Annotated in this window: 15 protein-coding genes; 8 read left to right on the top strand and 7 right to left on the bottom strand. The window is 70.6% G+C overall.

Going from position 1 to position 19,964, the window contains the following annotated elements; all coding sequences use genetic code 11:
• Positions 1–4 precede the first annotated feature (4 nt).
• A complete protein-coding gene (locus ACFY6S_RS04255; protein WP_388822610.1) occupies positions 5–748 on the bottom strand; it encodes an SDR family oxidoreductase in 744 nt (247 codons plus the stop codon).
• Between the two features lie 202 nt (positions 749–950).
• On the opposite strand from ACFY6S_RS04255, the gene ACFY6S_RS04250 reads away from it, so the two are divergent.
• Positions 951–1,907, top strand: a complete 957-nt coding sequence (locus tag ACFY6S_RS04250; protein WP_388822607.1) for a LysR family transcriptional regulator — start codon at positions 951–953, stop codon at positions 1,905–1,907.
• Between the two features lie 108 nt (positions 1,908–2,015).
• Positions 2,016–2,576 carry a GNAT family N-acetyltransferase gene (locus tag ACFY6S_RS04245; protein WP_388822603.1) on the top strand — a complete coding sequence of 187 codons (561 nt, stop codon included), beginning with the start codon at positions 2,016–2,018 and terminating at the stop codon, positions 2,574–2,576.
• A 294-nt stretch (positions 2,577–2,870) separates the two neighbouring features.
• Here the strand turns inward: ACFY6S_RS04245 and ACFY6S_RS04240 are convergent, their stop codons facing one another.
• Both ACFY6S_RS04240 and ACFY6S_RS04235 read right to left on the bottom strand, forming a co-directional pair.
• Complete coding sequence (locus tag ACFY6S_RS04240; protein ID WP_388822939.1) at positions 2,871–5,054, bottom strand: OmpL47-type beta-barrel domain-containing protein; 2,184 nt, start codon at positions 5,052–5,054, stop codon at positions 2,871–2,873.
• 71 nt (positions 5,055–5,125) lie between these two features.
• Positions 5,126–7,561, bottom strand: a complete 2,436-nt coding sequence (locus ACFY6S_RS04235; RefSeq protein ID WP_388822600.1) for a ThuA domain-containing protein — start codon at positions 7,559–7,561, stop codon at positions 5,126–5,128.
• A gap of 269 nt (positions 7,562–7,830) precedes the next feature.
• Between ACFY6S_RS04235 and ACFY6S_RS04230 the strand changes: the two genes are divergently transcribed.
• Both ACFY6S_RS04230 and ACFY6S_RS04225 read left to right on the top strand, forming a co-directional pair.
• Positions 7,831–8,856: a multicopper oxidase domain-containing protein gene (locus ACFY6S_RS04230; RefSeq protein ID WP_388822938.1), complete on the top strand. Its 1,026-nt coding sequence runs from the start codon at positions 7,831–7,833 to the stop codon at positions 8,854–8,856.
• Positions 8,857–9,163: 307 nt separating this feature from the next.
• Positions 9,164–9,466, top strand: coding sequence for a WhiB family transcriptional regulator (locus ACFY6S_RS04225; RefSeq protein ID WP_388822597.1), 303 nt, complete (start codon positions 9,164–9,166; stop codon positions 9,464–9,466).
• A gap of 153 nt (positions 9,467–9,619) precedes the next feature.
• Here ACFY6S_RS04225 and ACFY6S_RS04220 read toward each other — a convergent pair whose 3' ends face one another.
• From ACFY6S_RS04220 to ACFY6S_RS04205, 4 genes are all read right to left on the bottom strand, one after another.
• Positions 9,620–10,594, bottom strand: coding sequence for an acyl-ACP desaturase (locus tag ACFY6S_RS04220; protein WP_388822594.1), 975 nt, complete (start codon positions 10,592–10,594; stop codon positions 9,620–9,622).
• A gap of 114 nt (positions 10,595–10,708) precedes the next feature.
• Positions 10,709–11,485: a dimethylargininase gene (ddaH, locus tag ACFY6S_RS04215; RefSeq protein ID WP_388822591.1), complete on the bottom strand. Its 777-nt coding sequence runs from the start codon at positions 11,483–11,485 to the stop codon at positions 10,709–10,711.
• Positions 11,486–11,629: 144 nt separating this feature from the next.
• Complete coding sequence (locus tag ACFY6S_RS04210; RefSeq protein WP_388822588.1) at positions 11,630–13,273, bottom strand: ABC-F family ATP-binding cassette domain-containing protein; 1,644 nt, start codon at positions 13,271–13,273, stop codon at positions 11,630–11,632.
• A 370-nt stretch (positions 13,274–13,643) separates the two neighbouring features.
• Positions 13,644–14,060 (bottom strand): SsgA family sporulation/cell division regulator, encoded by a 417-nt coding sequence (locus ACFY6S_RS04205; RefSeq protein WP_388822937.1) that lies wholly within the window; start codon positions 14,058–14,060, stop codon positions 13,644–13,646.
• Between the two features lie 356 nt (positions 14,061–14,416).
• Between ACFY6S_RS04205 and ACFY6S_RS04200 the strand changes: the two genes are divergently transcribed.
• From ACFY6S_RS04200 to ACFY6S_RS04185, 4 genes are all read left to right on the top strand, one after another.
• On the top strand, positions 14,417–15,157 hold the full coding sequence (locus ACFY6S_RS04200; protein WP_388822585.1) for an endonuclease V: 741 nt from the start codon (positions 14,417–14,419) through the stop codon (positions 15,155–15,157).
• A gap of 144 nt (positions 15,158–15,301) precedes the next feature.
• Positions 15,302–16,438, top strand: coding sequence for a CaiB/BaiF CoA transferase family protein (locus ACFY6S_RS04195; protein WP_388822582.1), 1,137 nt, complete (start codon positions 15,302–15,304; stop codon positions 16,436–16,438).
• Between the two features lie 35 nt (positions 16,439–16,473).
• Entirely contained in the window at positions 16,474–17,688 is a 1,215-nt protein-coding gene (locus ACFY6S_RS04190; RefSeq protein WP_388822579.1) for an acetyl-CoA C-acetyltransferase, read from the top strand.
• A gap of 51 nt (positions 17,689–17,739) precedes the next feature.
• Positions 17,740–19,947 carry a 3-hydroxyacyl-CoA dehydrogenase NAD-binding domain-containing protein gene (locus ACFY6S_RS04185; RefSeq protein ID WP_388822576.1) on the top strand — a complete coding sequence of 736 codons (2,208 nt, stop codon included), beginning with the start codon at positions 17,740–17,742 and terminating at the stop codon, positions 19,945–19,947.
• Positions 19,948–19,964 lie beyond the last annotated feature (17 nt).

Here is a 19,964-nt window from a genome sequence, read left to right as displayed (position 1 = left end):
ATGTTCAGGCCGCGATTCCGCTGCCTCCGCCGACGACGATGTTCTGGCCAGTCACATAGCCGGAGGCGTCGGAGGCGAGAAATGCCACGGTTTCGGCGACCTCGCGGGCTGAACCCATGCGTCCGAAGGGGATGTGGACGGCCATGTTTTCGGCGACCGCCGAGAGTTCCTCCGAAGAGAGGCCCGACTTCGACCAGATCGGGGTTTCGATGGCCCCCGGGCTCACCGCGTTGACGCGTATGCGCCGGGGAGCCAGTTCGATGGCCAATGAGGGGACCATCGTCAGCAGGGCCCCTCTGCTGGCGGCGGTGAGGCTCCCGCCGGGGACACCACGGATCGCGCCGATACCCACAGTGAAGATCACCGAGGCGCCGTCGCGGAGCAACGGCAGTGTCCTCTGGAGCGTGAAGAACTGCCCTTTCGTGTTGATCGCGAACACGTCGTCGTAGGTTGCCTCGTCGACCGCCTCCAGCGGCGCGGCACGACTAATCCCGGCATTGAGGAAAAGAGCGTCGAGTGAGCCGAAGCGCGTGCGGACCTCGGACGTGAGGCGGTCGGTGTCGGACGCCGAGCGCGAGTCCGCCCGGAGTACGACGACGTCTTCGGGTAGCTCTTTCCTCGCGGCCGCGAGGGTGTCCGGGTTCTGTCCGGTGACCATCACCCGGTACCCCCGCTGATGCAGCAGTTCGGCCGTCGCCTTGCCGATGCCGCTGGTACCTCCGGTGATCAGGGCGGCAGGTGAGGACATGGTGCGACTCCGATCGGACGGTGAGCCGAAAAAGGGATGCAACGCGGTACCGGGGGCCGGCCGGGCCGCTGATCCTCAGTCTGCGTCCACCGCCCGCCGACCGGCCAATGAATGTTTCGCACCAAGCGATACTCGTCGCGTATCACTCAAGCTCACAGGCGTGAGCGGCATCCTTTCGTCCCTCCCGGAGGTAGGCTCAGGCATGCCCGACGTGCCACCGACATTCCCCGACCTGGATCTGAGACTGGTCCGCTGTTTCACCGTCGTCGCCGAGCACCGTCACTTCGGTCGCGCCGCCGAAGCCCTGCACACCACTCAGCCCTCACTGAGCCGCCAGATCCGGCGTCTTGAACGGCAGATGGACGCCTGCTTGCTCGACCGTTCCCCGCAAGGCACCGAGCTGACCGAGGCCGGTGAGACCTTCCTCCCGCTCGCTCGGACCCTGCTGGAATCCGCCGCCCGGGCTATGACCTACGCCTGGGCCGCCGCCCAGCCCAAGCGCGTCACCGTCGGCTACACCACCAACCTCATCGTCACTCCGGCCGTCGTCGAACTGCGTCGCCGCAACCCGGACACGGAGGTACGCGCCGTGCACCTGCCGTGGAACCAACCGCGCGAGGCACTGCTCGACGGCCGGGCGGACATAGTGGTGACCCGGCTGCCACTGCGCACCGAGGGCCTCCAGACCACTGTCCTGCGCGAGGAGTCCCGGATCCTCCTGGTCCCCCTCGGCCATCCCCTGGCCGACCGGGACTTCGTGACTCTCGACGACATGGCCGACGAACCCATCCCCCGGATGCCCGACCCGGGCTGGAACGCCTTCTGGCGCGTCGATCCCCGGCCCAGCGGACGTCCCGCACCCGACGGTCCGCTCGTCGAGGACATCGAGGACAAGATCGAACACATCGCCGCCGGGCAGGCCGTCGCGATCGTCCCCGCCGGCGAGTACCTCAACCGCCTGCGCCCCGGACTCACCACTGTTCCCCTGCAAGGCGTCACACCCAGTCACGTTGTCCTGGCCACCCGCGCCGGCGACCACAACCAGTTGGTGAGGGCATTTCGGGAACTCGCGGCACACCACCTGGCCCTACCACCAGGAGAACGGCCGACGGCGAGCGGATCGACCCGGTCACCCTGGCGACGCCGACCGCCACCCTGAGGCCGCGACGGCGCCTCCGGCGAACGTCCCGAGGCCCGAGCGAGCACCACCTGCCGGAGATCGGAAAATCGGTGGCGGGCCCGGCCATCCCCTGGTGAAGATCGCGGCATGGCCAACTTCCTGGAGACCGACCGGCTCGTCCTGCGCGCGTTCACAGCGGCCGACACCGACCACCTGCTCGCCCTGGACAACGACCCCGAGGTCATGCGTTTCATCAACGGTGGCCGTCCCACCGGCCGCCAGGCGATCGAGACGCAGACGCTGCCCCGGTTCCTGCACGATTACCCGTGCTGGAAGACCCGCGGCTACTGGGCCGCACAGGAGAAGACCACCAGCACTTTTCTGGGCTGGTTCGAGTTCCGCCCGTTGGAAGAGCACAGCACCGCCGTGGTCGAACTGGGCTACCGGTTGAACCGGGCGGCGTGGGGACACGGGTACGCCACCGAGGGATCCCGGGCCCTGATCCACAAGGGGTTCACGGACCTGGGGGTCGAGCGGGTCACGGCGAACACCATGGCCGTCAACACCCGTTCCCGTCGCGTCATGGAGAAGTCGGGCCTGTCCTTCGTCCGGAACTTCACCGGGGACTGGCCGGAGGCGATCGAAGGCTCCGGGCACGGTGAAGTCGAGTACGAACTCACCCGGACCGGGTGGGAACAGACCCTATAGACGTCAACGATCGCTCCCAGCGCGCAGCGGCCGCAGGCTTCTCCAGGACGCACCGTCACACTGCTCTGCCCACCGAAGGGATCATGGCCCAGGGCGTCGCGGGCGAACTGGCCCTCACGGTCGGCTGCCCCGACGTCATCCGCTCAGGCACCTGGTCGTCGCCCGTCCTCGGAACGTACCCCACCGGCCGCGTCCCGCACACGACAAAGCCGGCCCCCGGAACCATGATCGGGTTCCGGAAGCCGGCGTCACCGTTCGGGCCGTACGGATCAACTCACCGTGCTGATCAGGTGCTTACAGCTCCTTGATCCGGATGTCGCGGTACGAGATGACGTCCGTCGCGCCGTGCACCTGGAGCCCGACGTAGCCGGTGGCGTAGCGCCGGCCGTCCGTGCCCGGGTCACCGGCGCGTGCCGGGTAGAAGTCCTGGCCGCCGACGTTGTCGAACTCGTTGATCAGGACGCCGTTGCGCAGGATTTCGTAGTGCTGGCCGACCACCCGGATCTCGTAGTCGTTCCAGGTGCCCTTCGGAGTCACCCCGGCGCCGCCCAGGCCCACGCGGTCGAAGCCGTAGACCGAGCCGGTCTTGTAGAGGTCACCGTCCGGCTTGTCGAGGATCTGGATCTCGTGGCCGTAGTTGATGGCGACCCACTCGGGCCGGGACTCCTCGGGGTGGTCGTGGACGAACGGGAAGCGGACGAAGACACCGCCGTTGGCGTTGCCGTTGCCCGGCGCGTCGTCGCGGAACTGGAGCTTCAGCGAGAAGTCGCCGTACTTGCGCTGCGGGAACCACAGCATGCCCATGCCGTCGACCGTGGTGCTGCTGGTGATGGCGCCGTCGTCGGAGAGCCCGAACGCGCCGCCGCCGACCTGCTCCCACTTGGCGAGGGACGCCGCCGTGCCGTCGAAGAGATCACGGTAGCCCTCGGTCTGGCCCGGGGTGCCGATCTTCGAGTCCGTGGCGGCCTTGGTGATCTTCTCGAACTCGCGCTCGTCGATGACGTTGTCGAAGAGGAGCTTGTCGAGCACGGAGCCGACGTGCTTGAGGAAGAGGGCCTGTGAGGTCCACTCCTTCTCGTCCTCGATCAACTCGTTGATCGTGCACCGGTTCCGGGTGAGCCGGTTGGGCACGCCCGTGTCGACCGTACCGACGAACACCGTCAACCGCTCGTCGAACTCGGGGCAGTTGGGCGCCGGAACGCCACCGCTCTGGGCGACGGTGAACGACACCTGCTTGGCCTGCGCGGTGTTGCCGGCCTTGTCCGTGGCCCGGTACGAGAGCGCGTGGTAGCCGACCCGGTCGACGATGACCGGGGCGGTGTAGGCCAGGTAAGGGCCGCTGTCCAGGGAGTACTCGATCTTGTCCACGCCCGACTCGGAGTCGGTCGCGGTGACGGTCACCTTGGCGCTGCTGATGAACGCGCCGTTGGAGTTCTTGTCACCCGTGACCGTCACACCCGTCACGGGCGGCGTGGTGTCCTTCACCGGCGGCGCCACGACGGTGAAGGTGACGGTCTTGGCCGCCGCCATGTTGCCCGCCTTGTCCGTCGCGCGGTAGCGCACGGTGTGCGCGCCGAGGTCGTGCACCATCACCGGAGCGGTGTACGGCTGCCACGCGCCGTCGGTGCCGAGGGCGTACTCGATGGTGTTGACGCCCGAGCCGGTGTCCGAGGCGGTGACGGTGACCGTGGCCATCGACAGGTAGTCGCCCTGGTCGTCCTGCTCGCCGCTGACCGTCGCCGAGGTCTCCGGCGGCGTGGTGTCGTCGTTCGACGGGGCGACGACGGTGAAGGTCACCGACTTCTCCTCCGCCACGTTGCCGGCCTTGTCGGTCGCCCGGTAGCGGACCGTGTGCTCACCGACCTGGTCGATCACCACCGGAGCGGTGTACGGCTGCCACGCGCCGTCCGCCCCGACCGCGTACTCGGTGGTCGCCACGCCCGAGCCGTCGTCGGTCGCGGTCACGGCCACCGTGGCGGAGCCGACGTACGCGCCGTCGGCGTTCTTCTGCCCGGTGACCTCGGCCGAGGTCACCGGCGCTGTGGTGTCCTCGCCGTCGCCCGCCTCGGTCACGGTGAGGGTCCCGGACATCTGGCCGTGGCCCGGGATGACGCAGTGGTAGCGGTAGGTGCCGGGGGTCAGATTGACCTCGACGCTGTACTTGCCGCCGTTGCTGTCGCCGGGGTTGGCCAGGATGTTCACCTGGACATCGCTGTTGTACGCGGGGTCGGAGGTGTCGAAGGTGAGGGTGTGCGGCATGCCGAGGGTGTTGCCGGTGGCCTCGCTGTTCTCGAAGACGAGTGTCGCGGGGCCGGCCTCGGCCGTGGTGGGGGCGGTGAGGTAGTGGTCGATGGGGTCACCGGCGGTCCAGGTGAGGACCTGGGCCGCGGCCACCTTGTCGCTCCCGCCCGCCGGCTGGGCGCCGGCGGGGTCGCCGCCGCGCCCGTACGCGGCGGTCGAGGTCAGCCCGAGCACCATCACCAGCGCGCCCACCAGCGCCGTCCACAGACGCAGGGCCCGGTGTGCGGGCCGATTTCTCAAGCGCTGTCTCACTGATTCGCCTTTCTGACCAGATCCTTGGCGGCCGGGGTCGGCGCGCCGCCCTTGTACGTCACGCGCCACAGCGCGGACTGGGAGTCGGAGGTGAAGAAGCCGCGCCCGTAATCGAGGACGTAGAGCGAGCCGTCCGGGGCGAACTTCCAGTCCATCAGATTGCGGATACCGCCCTGACCGACCGGGATGATCTTCCGCAGCGACTCGGCGGAGGTCGGCAGGCCGCCCTTGGCCATGTTCTTCGGGTCGGTCAGCACCGCGTGGCGCGGGTTGTCGCCGTCGTAGAAGTCACCCACGAACCACTTGCCGTCCCAGTAGGCGGGCCACTTCTCGGTGCTGGTGCTCCGCTCGTCGTACCGGTAGACGGGGCCGTCCATGGCCGCCTGGCCACCGCCCTTGAGCCACGGCAGCAGGTACGTGCCCTGGCTCTCCTGGTAGCTGGGGATGCCGTTGGCGTCGCGCGGGAAGTCAGGCCCGCCGCCCTGCGGCGAGTACCAGATGTTGCTGGGCGTGACGGGCGGCAGGTTCACCAGGCCGTTGTTGTTCGGGGACTCGTTCTTCGGGGCGGCGCAGTCGTACCAGCCCAGCGGCTTGGTCGGGTCGGGAAGATTGCGGTCCCGGTAGGGCTGGTTGTTGCCCATGCAGTACGGCCAGCCGTAGTTGCCCGGCTTGGTGATCGCGGAGAACGACTCGTACTTGGCGGGGCCCCAGGTGGGGGACGGGCCGCCCGCGTCGGGGCCGACCCAGCCCGCGTAGAGGGTGTCGGTCTTCTTGTCGATCGAGATCCGGGACGGGTTGCGCACCCCCATCACATAGATCTCACCGCGGGTCTTTCCGCCGCCCTCGGCCTGCTCCTTGCCGGTGAAGAGGTTCCCGTCGGGAAGGGTGGCCGTCCCGTCGGGCTCCGGGTGGATGCGCAGGATCTTGCCGTTGAGGTTGTTGGTGTTGCCCGCGGTCCGGCGCGCGTCCGCGAACGAGACGCCCTTGTAGGCGGGTTGCGGGTTGTTGCCGGAGTAACCGTCGCTGAACTGGGACGAGTTGTTGTCCCCCGTCGCGATGTACAGGTTGCCCTTCGAGTCGAAGGCCATACCGCCGCCGGCGTGGCAGCAGCTGTGGACCTGTACCGGCCACTTCAGCAGGACCTTCTCGGACGCGAGATCGAGCTTGTACGTCGTCCGGTTCAGTGTGAAGCGGGAGACGCGCCGTTCGGCGATCCGCTTGTCGCGGTCGAGTCCGGAGTGCGGGGTGTAGTGCAGGTAGACCCAGCCGTTGGACTGGAAGGCGGGGTCCAGCTCGATCCCGAGCAGCCCTTCCTCGACCTTGACCAGCTCGTCGCCGCCGCCCTTGTTGCCGAAGACCGTCAGCGCGCCGGCGAGCGTCACCTTCTTGGTCAGCGGGTCGTAGACGTGGATCTGACCGAGGCCCTTGCCGACGTCGGGGTCGTTCCAGTCGGTCACCACCGGGTCGCTGTTGTCACCGCCGCCGCGGCTGATGTACAGCACCCGTCCGTCGGGCGCGGTGACCAGTCCGTGCGGCTCGCCGATCTGGTCCTGCTCGCCCGGCTGGTTCGGCTGGGTGACGCGCTCCGCCTTGTAGTTGGCGTCGATGGTCGCCTTGCAGTCGGCGGCGGAGATCCGGGTGGTCCACTGGAGGGCGCCGCGCAGATGGTCGCGGAAGTCGGTCTCCGCGTAGGAGTCGGCGGTGCCGCCCATCCCGGTGTAGAAGGACCGGCCGCCGTCGTAGTCACGGCACCAGGAGATCGGGTGATCGGCACCGTTGGCACCGGTCCCGGGCTTGTAGGTGTTCTCCCTGACCCGGGCGACGGTGTGCACCTTGCCGGTGGGGTTGCCCGACCAGTTGAACCACTTGTCGGGCCGCTTCCACTCCAGCGGGAGGTTCTTGGTCGCCGGATGGATACGGTCGCCGACCTCGACGGTGGCGCGCTGGACACTGCTCGGGGCGCCGGTCGGCCGGGCGCCGATCAGCCCGGTGAACCAGTCGGAGTACGGCTCCGTACGGGCCGCCTCGTGGATGCCGAGGAAGCCGCCGCCCGCCTTGACGTAGGCTTCCAGGCCCGCTTCCTGCTCCGGGTCGAGCACATCGCCGCCGCCGGTGAGGAAGACGATCGCGTTGTACGTACCGAGCTTGTCGGCGTTGGTGAAGACCGAACCGTTCGCCGTGGCCTCGGTCTTGAACCGCCCGGCGGCCGGCCCGGTCAGGCCGATCGACTCGATGGCCTCGATACCGGCGTTGACGACCGGCGACTCGTCGGTGGCGGAGGCGTGGAAGACCAGCACCTTGACATCCTCGCCGCCCGGCGGCGAGGGAAGGGACAACGTTGTCGACGCCGGTTCCGGGTACGCCTTGGCCGTGGCGGTGGTGCCGCCGAGCAGAGACGCCGCCATCGTGCCGGCCACCAGACCCGCGGCCATGGCACGTCTGGACCGGGACGATCTCGACCGGTGACGTGGTGCGCGCTGCATCTGTTCACCCACCCCTCTTTGGTCACAGCAACAGTTCGTTCACAGCAACAGCGCCTGAAGCTAGACCTCTTTCGCCAACTCGCCAATAGGTACGACCGCAATCACCCCAACTTTGTCCTGAGTGTGGATAAACAAAGATCCCTGGTCTACCGTGTGGCCGTCCCCGGGGCCTCCTGTGCCCCGCAACTCCGTACGGCATCGGGGAGTTCGTTATGGCCATGGACAGACGGAGCTTCAACCGGCGGCTGCTGGCGGGAGGGGCGGTCGCCGCGACCGGGATCACCTCGCTGTCCGTGGCCTCGGCCTCGGCCCCGGCCGCGCGCGCGGCGGACACCCCGCCCAGAACGGCCCCGGCGGGCGGTCAGGTGCGCCGCCTCACGATGTACGCCGAGACCCTGCCGAACGGCCAGATGGGGTACGGCTTCGAGCGGGGCAAGGCGTCCGTCCCCGGTCCGCTGATCGAGCTGAACGAGGGCGACACCGTCCATATCGAGTTCGAGAACACGACGGATGTTCCGGTCAGCCTGCACGTCCACGGCGTGGACTACGACATCGCCAACGACGGCACCCGGATGAACAAGAGCCATGTCGAACCGGGCGGCACCCGCACCTACACCTGGCGTACCCACGCCCCCGGCCCGCGTGCGGACGGCACCTGGCAGCCCGGCAGCGCGGGCTACTGGCACTACCACGACCACGTCGTGGGCACCGACCACGGCACGGGCGGCATCCGCAAGGGCCTCTACGGGCCGGTCGTCGTCCGCAGGAAGGGCGACATCCTGCCGGACAAGCAGTTCACCATCGTCTTCAACGACATGACGATCAACAACAAGCCCGCCGCCGAGAGCCCCAACTTCGAAGCCACCGTGGGGGATCGCGTCGAGATCGTGATGATCACGCACGGCGAGTTCTACCACACGTTCCATATCCACGGGCATCGCTGGGCGGACAACAGAACGGGCCTGCTGACCGGCCCGGACGACCCCAGCCGGGTGATCGACAACAAGATCACCGGGCCGGCCGACTCCTTCGGCTTCCAGATCATCGCGGGTGAACGCGGAGGCGCGGGCGCCTGGATGTACCACTGCCATGTCCAGAGCCACTCGGACATGGGCATGGCCGGCCTGCTGCTGATCGCCAAGCCGGACGGCACGATCCCTGGGTACGAGCCGCACCATCCGGGCCACTCCTCCGCCTCCGCCGACGCCGCCGGTTCCGGCGGCGCCGCGCACGCGGGTCACTGAGTCCGGCCGGGGCGGGCGGTCAACCGGTCCGGGTCCGGGCGTCGATCCGGCCGGCCCGGACCCGGAGCCCTCGACCCGGCCGGCCCGGACCCCGAGCCCTCGAACCGGCCCGTCCGGCGGCGCGCCGCGCCATGGCAACCGTTTCGTGGTGACGGACCGCGAGGCTACAGTTACGGCGGTGCGTGAGCCGGGCGAGGGGGCCGGGGACGGGGACGGGACGCGTCGCGCGGAGTGAACAGCCGTGCGGGCTCAGTCCGTTGACGGTTCGTCAATCACTTGTTTATCCCCTTCGGGCAGGGTGATCGGCATGCCGATCAACATCACCGCCAGCACCACCACTCCGACCGACCGCGCGGGCGCCGGCCGTACGGTCACCGCCCGCGCGAAGGACGAACTCTCCTGGCAGGAGAGCGCGTTGTGCGCCCAGACCGGCCCCGAGTTCTTCTTCCCGGCGCCCGGCTCCTCCACCCGTGAGGCGAAGCGGCTCTGCGGCGCGTGCGAGGGCCGGATCGCCTGCCTCCAGTACGCGCTCACGCACGACGAGCGCTTCGGAGTCTGGGGCGGGCTGTCGGAGAAGGAGCGGCAGGACCTCCGCCGTACCGCGAACTGAGACGGGGCCGCCCGGTACCGGGCGCCCCCGTCATCAGGGGAGAGCGGGCCCTCGCCGCGAACCGGCCGCCGGGCGGGTCCCGTACCGCTGGGGAGCGGTCCGGTACGGGGGTGTCCCCGCCGGGGCGGCCCTTCGCGCGGCCGGGGCCGGGTGTCAGCCCGCCGCGCGCGCGGCCATCCGCGCCTTGCGGGCGGCGAGCTTCTCGTCGAACTTGCTCGCCTCGGAGTCCAGGCCGTTCATGTACAGACCCAGCTCCTCCTGCGCCTTCAGGCCCTCCGGGCCGAGTCCGCTTATGTCCATGACCTTCAGGTAGCGCAGCACCGGCTGGATCACGTCGTCGTGGTGGATCCGCATGTTGTAGATCTCGCCGATGGCCATCTGCGCGGCGGCGCGCTCGAAGCCGGGCATGCCGTGGCCGGGCATCCGGAAGTCGACGACGACGTCACGCACCGACCGCATGGTCAGATCCGGCGCGAGCTCGAAGGCCGCGGCGAGCAGATTGCGGTAGAAGACCATGTGCAGGTTCTCGTCGGTGGAGATCCGCGCCAGCATCCGGTCGCAGACCGGGTCGCCCGACTGGTGCCCCGTGTTGCGGTGCGAGACGCGCGTCGCCAGCTCCTGGAAGGCGACGTACGCGACGGAGTGCAGCATCGAGTGCGCGTTGTCGGACTCGTACCCCTCCGCCATGTGCGCCATCCGGAACTGCTCCAGCTTGTCCGGGTCCACGGCGCGCGAGGCGAGCAGATAGTCACGCATCACGATGCCGTGCCGGCCCTCCTCGGCGGTCCAGCGGTGCACCCAGGTGCCCCAGGCGCCGTTGCGGCCGAAGAGGCTGGCGATCTCGTGGTGGTAGCTGGGCAGGTTGTCCTCGGTGAGCAAATTGACCACGAGCGCGATCTTGCCGACCTCGGTGACCTTGGACTGGTCCGGCTTCCAGGCTTCGCCGTCCTCGAAGAACCCGGGGAAGTTACGGCCGTCCGACCAGGGCACGTACTCGTGCGGCATCCAGTCCTTGGCGACCTTGAGGTGGCGGTTGAGCTCTTTTTCCACCACCTCTTCCAGCGCGAACAGCAGTCGGGCGTCTGTCCACGCGTCCGAACTGCCGAGATGGGGAGAGGTGATCGACACGGGTGCTCCTGGGGGACGGAGTTGTACCTACGGGTTCGTAGGTTACGACACCGTAGGTTAAGGCGCGGTAAGCGGAAGGCCAAGCCCGGTGGCCGAAGGCGTCCTTACGCTCTGTTATGCGTACAGGTCACGCAGGCGAACCGAGAGGCAGGTCACGCACCCTTCGAGCTTCTCGAACTCGCTGATGTCGACCGGGACCGGGGTGTACCCGAGATCCGTCAGCAGCCCGGCGGTTCTGGGCGCGCTCGCCGCGATCAGCAGTCTCCCACCACCGAGCAGCACCACGTGACCGCCGGACTCCTCCGGTACGGGCAGAAAACGCGGAAAGACGGACGGGGTGTCCACCAGCGGCCCGTATCCGATGACCGTGGAGTCCGGCAGCGCCGTCACCGCCGACTTCAGATGCAGCACCCTGCTCACCGGTACGGCCACCACCCGCGCCCCGAGCGGTTCGAAGGCCGCGCGCAGCTGCGCCACCCCCGCCGCGTTCGTCCGGCCGCCCCGGCCCACGTAGATCGTGTCGCCGACCTTGAGCACATCGCCGCCGTCGAGCGTGCCCGGCTCCCGTATCCGGTTCACCGAGCAGCCCAGCGCGGCGAGTCGGGTCTCCACCGCCGCCGTCTCCGGGCGGCGCGAGGGGGCGCCGGGACGCGAGATCAGGGCGACATTGCGGAACATCACCACCGCGTCCTCGACGAACACCCCGTCCGGGCAGTCGTCCACCGGCGCCACCTCGACGGTCTCCCAGCCGTGCCCGCGCAGCGTCCGGACGTACTCCTCCCACTGGCGCAGCGCGAGCCCGGCGTCGACGGCGGACCGCTCGACATGGGTCACCAGCCCCTCGGCGAGGCGCGGGCTCGGGCGGCGTATCAGGGCTTTCCTGCTGGTCACGGGCGAGTCTCCAGGGTGAGGGGAGCAGCGGTCGCTACCGCCCATCATGAACCCGGGGGCCGGGCCGCCGGAACCGGGGTGTCCGGGGCCCGTACGGACCGCTCAGAGCGTCCCGCCCACGGCTCGGCGGGTCCCGCCCGCCGCTCAGAGCGTCCCGCCCGCCGCGCGCACCTCCTCCGGAGTGGTGTCCCGCAGCTCCCCGTCGAGCAGCAGCCAGCGGGTGATCCCGATCGACTCCAGGAACGGCACATCGTGGCTCGCCACGATCAGCGCGCCCCGGTACGCCTCCAGCGCGGCTGTGAGCCGGCGCACGCTCGCCAGATCCAGATTGTTCGTCGGCTCGTCCAGCATCAGCAGGCGCGGCGCCGGATCGGCCAGCAGCAGGGCGGCCAGCGAGGCGCGGAAGCGCTCCCCGCCGGACAGCGTGCCGGCCGGCTGATCGGCCCGCGCGCCCCGGAAGAGGAAGCGGGCGAGTTGCGCCCTGATCAGGTTGTTCGTCGCCTCCGGGGCCAGCCGCGCGACGTTCTCCACCACGCTCAGCCCGTCGTCGAGGACATCGAGACGCTGCGGCAGGAAGCGCAGCGGCACCTGGGCCAGCGCCTCGCCGGAGACCGGTGCCAGCTGCCCGGCGATGGTGCGCAGCAGCGTCGTCTTGCCCGCCCCGTTGCGTCCCACCAGCGCGATCCGTTCGGGACCGTGGATCGCGAACTCGCCACGCGCCTCGGCTCCGTAGCGCAGCCGCAGATCACGCAGGGTCAGCACGCCGCGTCCCGGGTGGACCGTGGTGTGCGGCAGCTCGATCCGCACCTCGTCGTCGTCCCGGACCGCCTCCACCGCCTCGTCCAGGCGCTCCTTGGCCCGGCTGAGCCGCTCCGTGTGCATGATGCGGTGCTTGCCGGCGGACTCCTGGGCCGCCCGCTTGCGCGCGTTCATGACGATCTTCGGTTCGCGCTTGTTGTCCGCCATCTTCTGGCCGTAGCGCTTGCGCCGTGCCAACTTGATGTGGGCGTCAGCGAGTTCGCGTTTCTGGCGCTGTACGTCGGACTCCGCGACGCGGACCATCCGCTCGGCCGCCTCCTGTTCCTGGGCGAGTGCCTCCTCGTACGCGCTGTAGTTCCCGCCGTACCAGCGCGCCTCGCCGTCCCGCAGCTCGGCGATCTGGTCGACGCGCTCCAGCAGATCGCGGTCGTGGCTGACCACGACCAGCACCCCCGGCCAGGAGTCGACGGCGTAGTACAGCCGTCGTCGTGCCCGCAGATCGAGGTTGTTGGTCGGCTCGTCCAGCAGGAGCACGTCCGGGCGGGCCAGCAGCAGCGCGGCCAGCCGGAGCAGGACGCACTCGCCGCCCGACACCTCGCCGATGGTCCTGTCGAGTCCGATACGGCCCAGCCCGAGCTGGTCGAGGGTGGCGACGGCCCGTTCCTCGACGTCCCAGTCGTCGCCGACGGCGGTGAAGTGCTCCTCGCTCGCGTCGCCCGCCTCGATGGCGTGCAGCGCGGCACGGGTCCCGGCGATGCCGAGGGCGTCGTCGACCCGTAGCGCGGTGTCGAGCACCACGTTCTGCGGGAGGTATCCGACCTCGCCGGTGATACCGATCCGGCCCTCGGCGGGCGTGAGTTCACCGGCGATCAGTCTCAACAGCGTCGACTTCCCGCATCCGTTGAGCCCGATCAGCCCGGTTCTACCCGTGCCGACGGCCAGTTGGAAGTCTTCGAACACCTCGGTCCCGTCGGGCCAGGCGAAGGACAGGGCGGTGCAGGTGATGTGAGTGATGGGGGAGGGGGCCATGGCAGGTCTCCGGTCGCGGCGGGGGTTCCCGGGCGAGAGGTCGCGAGGGAACCCGGTGGTTCGGGGCAACGGATGGAGACACCGCGATCCGGAGAGTCCTGGGCGGACGGGAGAGATCCCGGTCGGGAGGACGGCTCGGCAGCCGAGGTCACACACGATCCGCGCGGCCACCGGTAACGGCGGGCGGGCGGCACGGTGTCTCAGGACCTCAGATGCGCAACGTCCTACTCCGATCGACGACAACAGGACATGACCCACGGTAGGGAGCGGGCTCGGCGGGTGTCAACGCGATTGACGCGCCCTCGGACACGCGATCGGGGGACCGGAAGGGACAGGGCGTATGGGGTGTACGGGGTGTACGGCCGAAACCTCAGCGCGCGTCGCGCAGCAGCTCGGTCAGATCCTGGTCCAGATTCAGATGGAGATGCTCACGGCCCGCCGGTACGAGCCCCTGCACCCGGTCCAGGAAGCGGCGCAGCTCCGAGGTGCGCAGATGGACCATCGCGGTGCCCTCGGGGGCGTGGAACTCCAGGACCGTACGCCCGTACCCGAAGGGCCGCACCCGCACATCGCCGACCCCGGCGGCCTCCGTCACCCCGGTGGCCAGCAGTTCGCGGGAGAACTCCCACGTCACCTCGGTCCCTTCCAGCGTCGCCGGGGGCGGGAAGGCCATCCGTACGGCGAACGGGTCGTCCCGGTCGTAGAGCAGCGTCGCGGGAACGGTCTCCATCCGGGGCGCGGACGAAACGAGTCTGGCCTGCACGGCCTGCTCGATGACGGGTGACATGTCCTGCTCCCCTTCGTCGCACGGCGGTCCGACGGCGTCGGACCGGAGATCGATCGCGGTCTTCCCCACCGGGAAAGACGGTCCACAGGGAAAGACGGTGGAGCGGCTCGATACGTGCGCGGAAAAGGGAGTGAGTTGTGTCACCGTACAACGGTGCGATAGCGCCCGCCGTCGCCGCCGGGCGCCCTCGGACTCCGCGATCAAGGAGTCCGGCACCGGGGCGCCGGACCCAACGGCCGGGACCGCCCGAGCGGTTCCGCCGGACCAGGCTCCCGGCACAGGTTCTCGGCACACGACCGGCACACGACCGGCACACGACGGGCATGGCCCGGCACAGGACCTAGGCTGGGGGCGCCATGAAGAAGATCGGAACACCCGCCGACGAGGCCGAGGCCCGCGCCCTCCAGGACGAACTGCGCCGACTGGTCGTGCGCGACGAACCGGGACCGCCGCCCGGCACCGGCCTGGTGACCGGCGTGGACGTGGCGTACGACGACGAACGCGACATCGTCGCGGCGGCGGCCGTCGTCCTCGACGCGGCCACCCTCGATGTCGTCGAGGAGGCCACCGCCGTCGGCCGGGTCGCCTTCCCCTACGTGCCCGGCCTGCTGGCCTTCCGGGAACTCCCCACCGTCCTGGCCGCCCTGGAGTCCCTGACCTCGGACCCCGGGCTGGTCGTCTGCGACGGCTACGGCCTCGCCCACCCGCGCCGCTTCGGACTCGCCGCCCACCTCGGGGTGGTGACCGGACTGCCGGTGATCGGCGTCGCGAAGAACCCGTTCACCTTCGCCTACGACCAGCCCGGCACCCGGCGCGGCGACTCCTCGCCGCTGCTGGCCGACGACGGGGAGGAGGTCGGCGCCGCGCTGCGCACCCGGGCGGACGTCAAGCCCGTCTTCGTCTCCGTCGGCCACCGGGTCGACCTGCCCACCGCCTGCGCCCACACCCTCCGCCTCACCCCGCGCTACCGTCTGCCCGAGTCCACCCGGCGCGCCGACGCCCTCTGCCGCCGGGCGCTGCGCGAGGCGACCGCGGCGACGGGGAGTTCACCGGGCCGGGGCGACGACGCCATGGGAGCCGACCGGCCCACGGCGTAGGCTCGTAGGTGCTGAGCGCTTGCTCACCACGACGGTGGGAACCGGGTGGGGACAGGGGCCCGGCGCCACGACCTGTACGTCCGTCACGCGGCCGCACGGTCACCATCAGTCGGATCAGTTGAGTCACAGAGCGCTGGGGGCCCCATGGCGGCGACAGGAAGCGGTCCGCTGACCGGTGTACGCGTGGTCGAGCTGGCCGGAATCGGTCCCGGCCCCTTCGCCGCCATGACGCTCGCCGACCTCGGCGCCGACGTCGTACGGGTCGACCGGCCGGGCGGCGCGGGGCTGGGCATCGACCCCGCGTACGACCTCACCAACCGCAACAAGCGCTCCGTGCTCATCGACCTCAAGGCCGACGGCGGAGCCGCCCGCGTCCTCGAACTGGCCGAGCGCGCCGACATCCTCGTCGAGGGCTACCGGCCGGGCGTCGCCGAACGCCTCGGCATCGGCCCCGGCCCGTGTCTGGAGCGCAACCCGCGCCTCGTGTACGGCCGGATGACCGGCTGGGGACAGGACGGCCCGCTCGCGGAGCGCGCCGGACACGACATCGACTACATCGCCGTGACCGGGGCCCTCTCCATGATCGGCAAGGACGACGAGCCGCCAGCGCTCCCGGCCAATCTGCTCGGCGACTACGCGGGCGGCGCGCTCTATCTGGTCATCGGGGTGCTCGCGGCGCTCCAGCACGCCCGTACCCCGGACGGCGCCGGACAGGTCGTGGACGCGGCGATCGTGGACGGCACCGCCCATCTCACCACCATGATCCACGCCATGATGGCGGCGGGCGGCTGGCAGGACAGGCGCGGGGCCAATCTCCTCGACGGCGGCAGCCCCTTCTACGGTACGTACGAGACCGCCGACGGCCGGTACATGGCGGTCGGCGCGCTGGAGCCGCGGTTCTACCGGCAGTTCGTGGAGCTGCTGGGCATCGCCGACCAGCTGCCCTCCCGCAACGACTTCGACCGCTGGGACGAGCTGCGGGAGGCCGTCGCCGCCCGCTTCAGGACGCGGACCCGGGCGCGGTGGACCGAGGTCTTCGCCGGGTCCGACGCCTGTGTCGCGCCGGTGCTCTCCCTCGGCGAGGCCCCGACCCACCCGCATCTCGCGGCCCGCGCCACCTTCACCGAGCACGCGGGTCTTGTCCAGCCCGCCCCCGCGCCGCGCTTCTCCGCCACCCCGTCGTCCGTGCGCCGCGCGCCCGCGCGGCCCGGCGCCGACGCCGTCGAGGTCGCCCGCGACTGGGGGCTGCCGAGCCACCACCCGGACGCCGGTCCCGCCTGACACACCCGAACCGACCGAACCGAAAGGCAGTCGCCGTGAGCAACGAAGCGTACGTGTACGACGCGATCCGCACCCCGCGCGGCCGGGGCAAGGCGGACGGAGCCCTGCACGGCACCAAGCCCATCGACCTCGTCGTCGGTCTGATCCACGAAATGCGCGCCCGCTTCCCCGGGCTCGACCCGGCGGCCATCGACGACATCGTCCTCGGCGTGGTCAGCCCGCTCGGCGACCAGGGCTCGGACATCGCCAGGATCGCGGCCGTCGCCGCCGGACTGCCCGACTCCGTCGCCGGCGTACAGGAGAACCGCTTCTGTGCCTCCGGCCTCGAAGCCGTCAACCTGGCCGCCGCCAAGGTCCGTTCCGGCTGGGAGGACCTCGTCCTCGCGGGCGGGGTCGAGTCGATGTCGCGGGTGCCGATGGGCTCCGACGGCGGCGCCTGGGCGATGGACCCGATGACCAGCTTCGCCACCGGCTTCGCGCCGCAGGGCATCGGCGCCGACCTGATCGCCACCCTCGGCGGCTACAGCAGGCGCGACGTCGACGAGTACGCCGCGCTCTCCCAGGAGCGGGCCGCCGCCGCGTCGAAGGACGGCCGCTTCGCCCGCTCGCTCGTCCCGGTCCTCGACGGCAACGGACTCACCGTCCTCGACCACGACGAGCATCCGCGCCCCGGCACCACCGCCGACTCGCTCGCCGCGCTGAAGCCGTCCTTCGCGCGGATCGGCGAGGCCGGCGGCTTCGACGCCGTCGCCCTGCGGAAGTACCACTGGGTCGAGGCCATCGACCATGTCCACCACGCGGGCAACTCCTCCGGCATCGTGGACGGCGCGGCCCTCGTCGCCATCGGCTCCCGCGAGACCGGCGAACGGTACGGGCTGACGCCGCGCGCCCGGATCGTCTCCGCCGCCGTCTCCGGGTCCGAGCCGACCATCATGCTCACCGGGCCGGCGCCCGCCAGCCGCAAGGCGCTCGCCAAGGCCGGACTGACCATCGAGGACATCGACCTCGTGGAGATGAACGAAGCCTTCGCCGCTGTCGTGCTGCGCTTCGTGGACGACATGGACCTCACCCTGGACAAGGTCAACGTCAACGGCGGCGCCATCGCGCTCGGCCACCCGCTCGGAGCCACCGGCGCCATGCTCCTGGGCACCCTCGTGGACGAACTGGAGCGCCGGGACAAGCGGTACGGGCTCGTCACGCTCTGCGTCGGCGGCGGCATGGGCGTCGCCACCGTCGTCGAACGCCTCTGACCGTCGCCCCCGACCGGCCCCGCCTCCCGATCCCCGATACGGAGCAGCAGCATGAGCGAGCCCACCGCCCCCGCTTCCCCCGCCTCCCCGGAATCCCCCGCCATCCGCTGGGAACAGGACGGCACCGGAGTCGTCACCCTCGTCCTCGACGACCCCGACCAGTCCGCCAACACCATGAACCAGGCGTTCCGGGACTCCCTCGCGGCGGTCGCCGACCGCGCCGAGGCCGAGCGGGACTCCATCCGGGGCATCGTCATCACCTCCGCCAAGAAGACCTTCTTCGCGGGCGGCGACCTCAAGGACATGATCACGTACGGGCCGCAGGACGCCCCGCTGATCTTCGAGGGCGGCATGGCCGTCAAGCACGCCCTGCGCCGCCTCGAAACCCTCGGCAAGCCGCTGGTCGCCGCCATCAACGGGGCCGCCCTGGGCGGTGGTTACGAGATCGCCCTCGCCTGCCACCACCGCATCGCCCTCGACGCCCCCGGCTCCCGGATCGGGCTGCCCGAGGTCACGCTCGGACTGCTGCCCGCCGGCGGCGGGGTCACCCGGACCGTACGGCTCCTGGGCCTGGCCGACGCGTTGCTCAAGGTGCTGCTCCAGGGCACCCAGTACGCCCCGGCCCGCGCCCTGGAGAACGGCCTGGTGCACGAAGTCGCCGCCACCGCCGACGACATGCTCGCGCGGGCCCGCGCCTTCATCGACGCCCACCCCGCATCGGCGCAGCCCTGGGACGTCAAGGGCTACCGGATGCCGGGCGGCACCCCCGCCGGCGGGCCGCTCGCCGCGCAACTCCCCTCGTACCCGGCTAACTTGACCAAGCAGCTGGGCGGCGCCCCGTTCCCCGCGCCGCGCGCGATCCTCGCGGCGGCCGTCGAGGGCGCGCAGGTCGACTTCGAGACCGCGCAGACCGTCGAGGCCCGCTACTTCACCGGGCTGGTGACCGGACAGACCGCCAAGAACATGATGCGGGCGTTCTTCTTCGACCTCCAGGCCGTCAACTCCGGCGCGAGCCGCCCCCGGGACATCGCGCGGCGCGAGGTGCGCAAGGTGGCGGTGCTGGGCGCCGGGATGATGGGCGCCGGCATCGCCTACTCGTGCGCCCGTGCCGGCTTCGACGTCGTCCTCAAGGACGTGTCCCCTGAGGCCGCCGACCGGGGCAAGGAGTACGCGCGCGGCCGCCTCGCCGAGGCGCTCGCCCGGGGCCGTACGACCGAGGCCGACCGCGACGCGCTGCTGGCCCGGATCACGCCCACCGCCGACCCGGCCGACCTCGCCGGATGCGACGTCGTCATCGAGGCGGTCTTCGAGGACGGCGCGCTCAAGCGGAAGGTGTTCCAGGAGGTAGAGGACTTCGTGGAGCCCGACGCGCTGCTCTGCTCCAACACCTCCACCCTGCCCATCACCGAACTGGCCGAAGGCGTCCACCGGCCGGCCGACTTCATCGGGCTGCACTTCTTCTCGCCGGCCGACCGGATGCCGCTGGTCGAGATCGTCAGGGGCGGGCGGACCGGCGACGAGGCACTGGCGCGCGCCTTCGACCTGGTGCGCGCCCTCCGCAAGACCCCCATCGTCGTCCGTGACGCGCGGGGCTTCTTCACCTCGCGGGTGATCGGGCGGTTCCTCGACGAGGGCGTCGCGATGATCGGCGAGGGCATCGAGCCCGCCTCGGTCGAACAGGCCGCCGCGCAGGCCGGCTACCCGGCCAAGGTCCTGGCCCTCATGGACGAGCTGACCCTCACGCTCCCGCGCGCCATCCGCGCGGAGGCCAGGCGGGCGACGGAGGAGGCCGGCGGAGTCTGGACCGGACACCCGGCCGACTGGGTCGTGGACCGGATGGTCGAGGAGTTCGGCCGTCCGGGACGCAGCGGCGGCGCGGGCTTCTACGAGTACGACGAGAGCGGCGCGCGCACCCGGCTGTGGCCGGGGCTGCGCGAGCACTTCTGTACGGAGGCCACCGACGTCCCCTTCCGCGACATGCGGGAGCGGCTGCTCTTCTCCGAGGCCCTGGACGCCGTCCGCTGTCTGGAGGAGAACGTGCTGACCTCGGTCGCCGACGCCAATATCGGCTCCCTGATGGGCATCGGCTTCCCCGCCTGGACCGGTGGCGTGCTCCAGTACATCAACGGGTACGAGGGCGCCCTGCCCGGCTTCGTGGCGCGCGCCCGCGAGCTGGCGGAGCTGTACGGCGAGCGTTTCGAGCCCCCGGCGCTGCTGCTGGCGAAGGCGGAGCGGGGCGAGACGTTCGGCGACGGCTGACGGCTGACGGCCGACGA

Source organism: Streptomyces sp. NPDC012835 (assembly GCF_042900885.1).
Lineage (GTDB): Bacteria > Actinomycetota > Actinomycetes > Streptomycetales > Streptomycetaceae > Streptomyces.
This window is presented reverse-complemented; position numbering and strand designations above follow the sequence as displayed.

Coding starts and splice junctions, on each gene's coding strand:
- ACFY6S_RS04205 (WP_388822937.1), bottom strand. CDS start 14,060: ATGTCACCCGTCATCGAGCAGGCCGTGCAGGCCAGACTCGTTTCGTCC.
- ACFY6S_RS04240 (WP_388822939.1), bottom strand. CDS start 5,054: ATGGTGCTCGGGCTGACCTCGACCGCCGCGTACGGGCGCGGCGGCGAC.
- ACFY6S_RS04255 (WP_388822610.1), bottom strand. CDS start 748: ATGTCCTCACCTGCCGCCCTGATCACCGGAGGTACCAGCGGCATCGGC.
- ACFY6S_RS04200 (WP_388822585.1), top strand. CDS start 14,417: ATGAAGAAGATCGGAACACCCGCCGACGAGGCCGAGGCCCGCGCCCTC.
- ACFY6S_RS04195 (WP_388822582.1), top strand. CDS start 15,302: ATGGCGGCGACAGGAAGCGGTCCGCTGACCGGTGTACGCGTGGTCGAG.
- ACFY6S_RS04245 (WP_388822603.1), top strand. CDS start 2,016: ATGGCCAACTTCCTGGAGACCGACCGGCTCGTCCTGCGCGCGTTCACA.
- ACFY6S_RS04225 (WP_388822597.1), top strand. CDS start 9,164: ATGCCGATCAACATCACCGCCAGCACCACCACTCCGACCGACCGCGCG.
- ACFY6S_RS04235 (WP_388822600.1), bottom strand. CDS start 7,561: ATGGCCGCGGGTCTGGTGGCCGGCACGATGGCGGCGTCTCTGCTCGGC.
- ACFY6S_RS04230 (WP_388822938.1), top strand. CDS start 7,831: ATGGACAGACGGAGCTTCAACCGGCGGCTGCTGGCGGGAGGGGCGGTC.
- ACFY6S_RS04185 (WP_388822576.1), top strand. CDS start 17,740: ATGAGCGAGCCCACCGCCCCCGCTTCCCCCGCCTCCCCGGAATCCCCC.
- ACFY6S_RS04210 (WP_388822588.1), bottom strand. CDS start 13,273: ATGGCCCCCTCCCCCATCACTCACATCACCTGCACCGCCCTGTCCTTC.
- ACFY6S_RS04250 (WP_388822607.1), top strand. CDS start 951: ATGCCCGACGTGCCACCGACATTCCCCGACCTGGATCTGAGACTGGTC.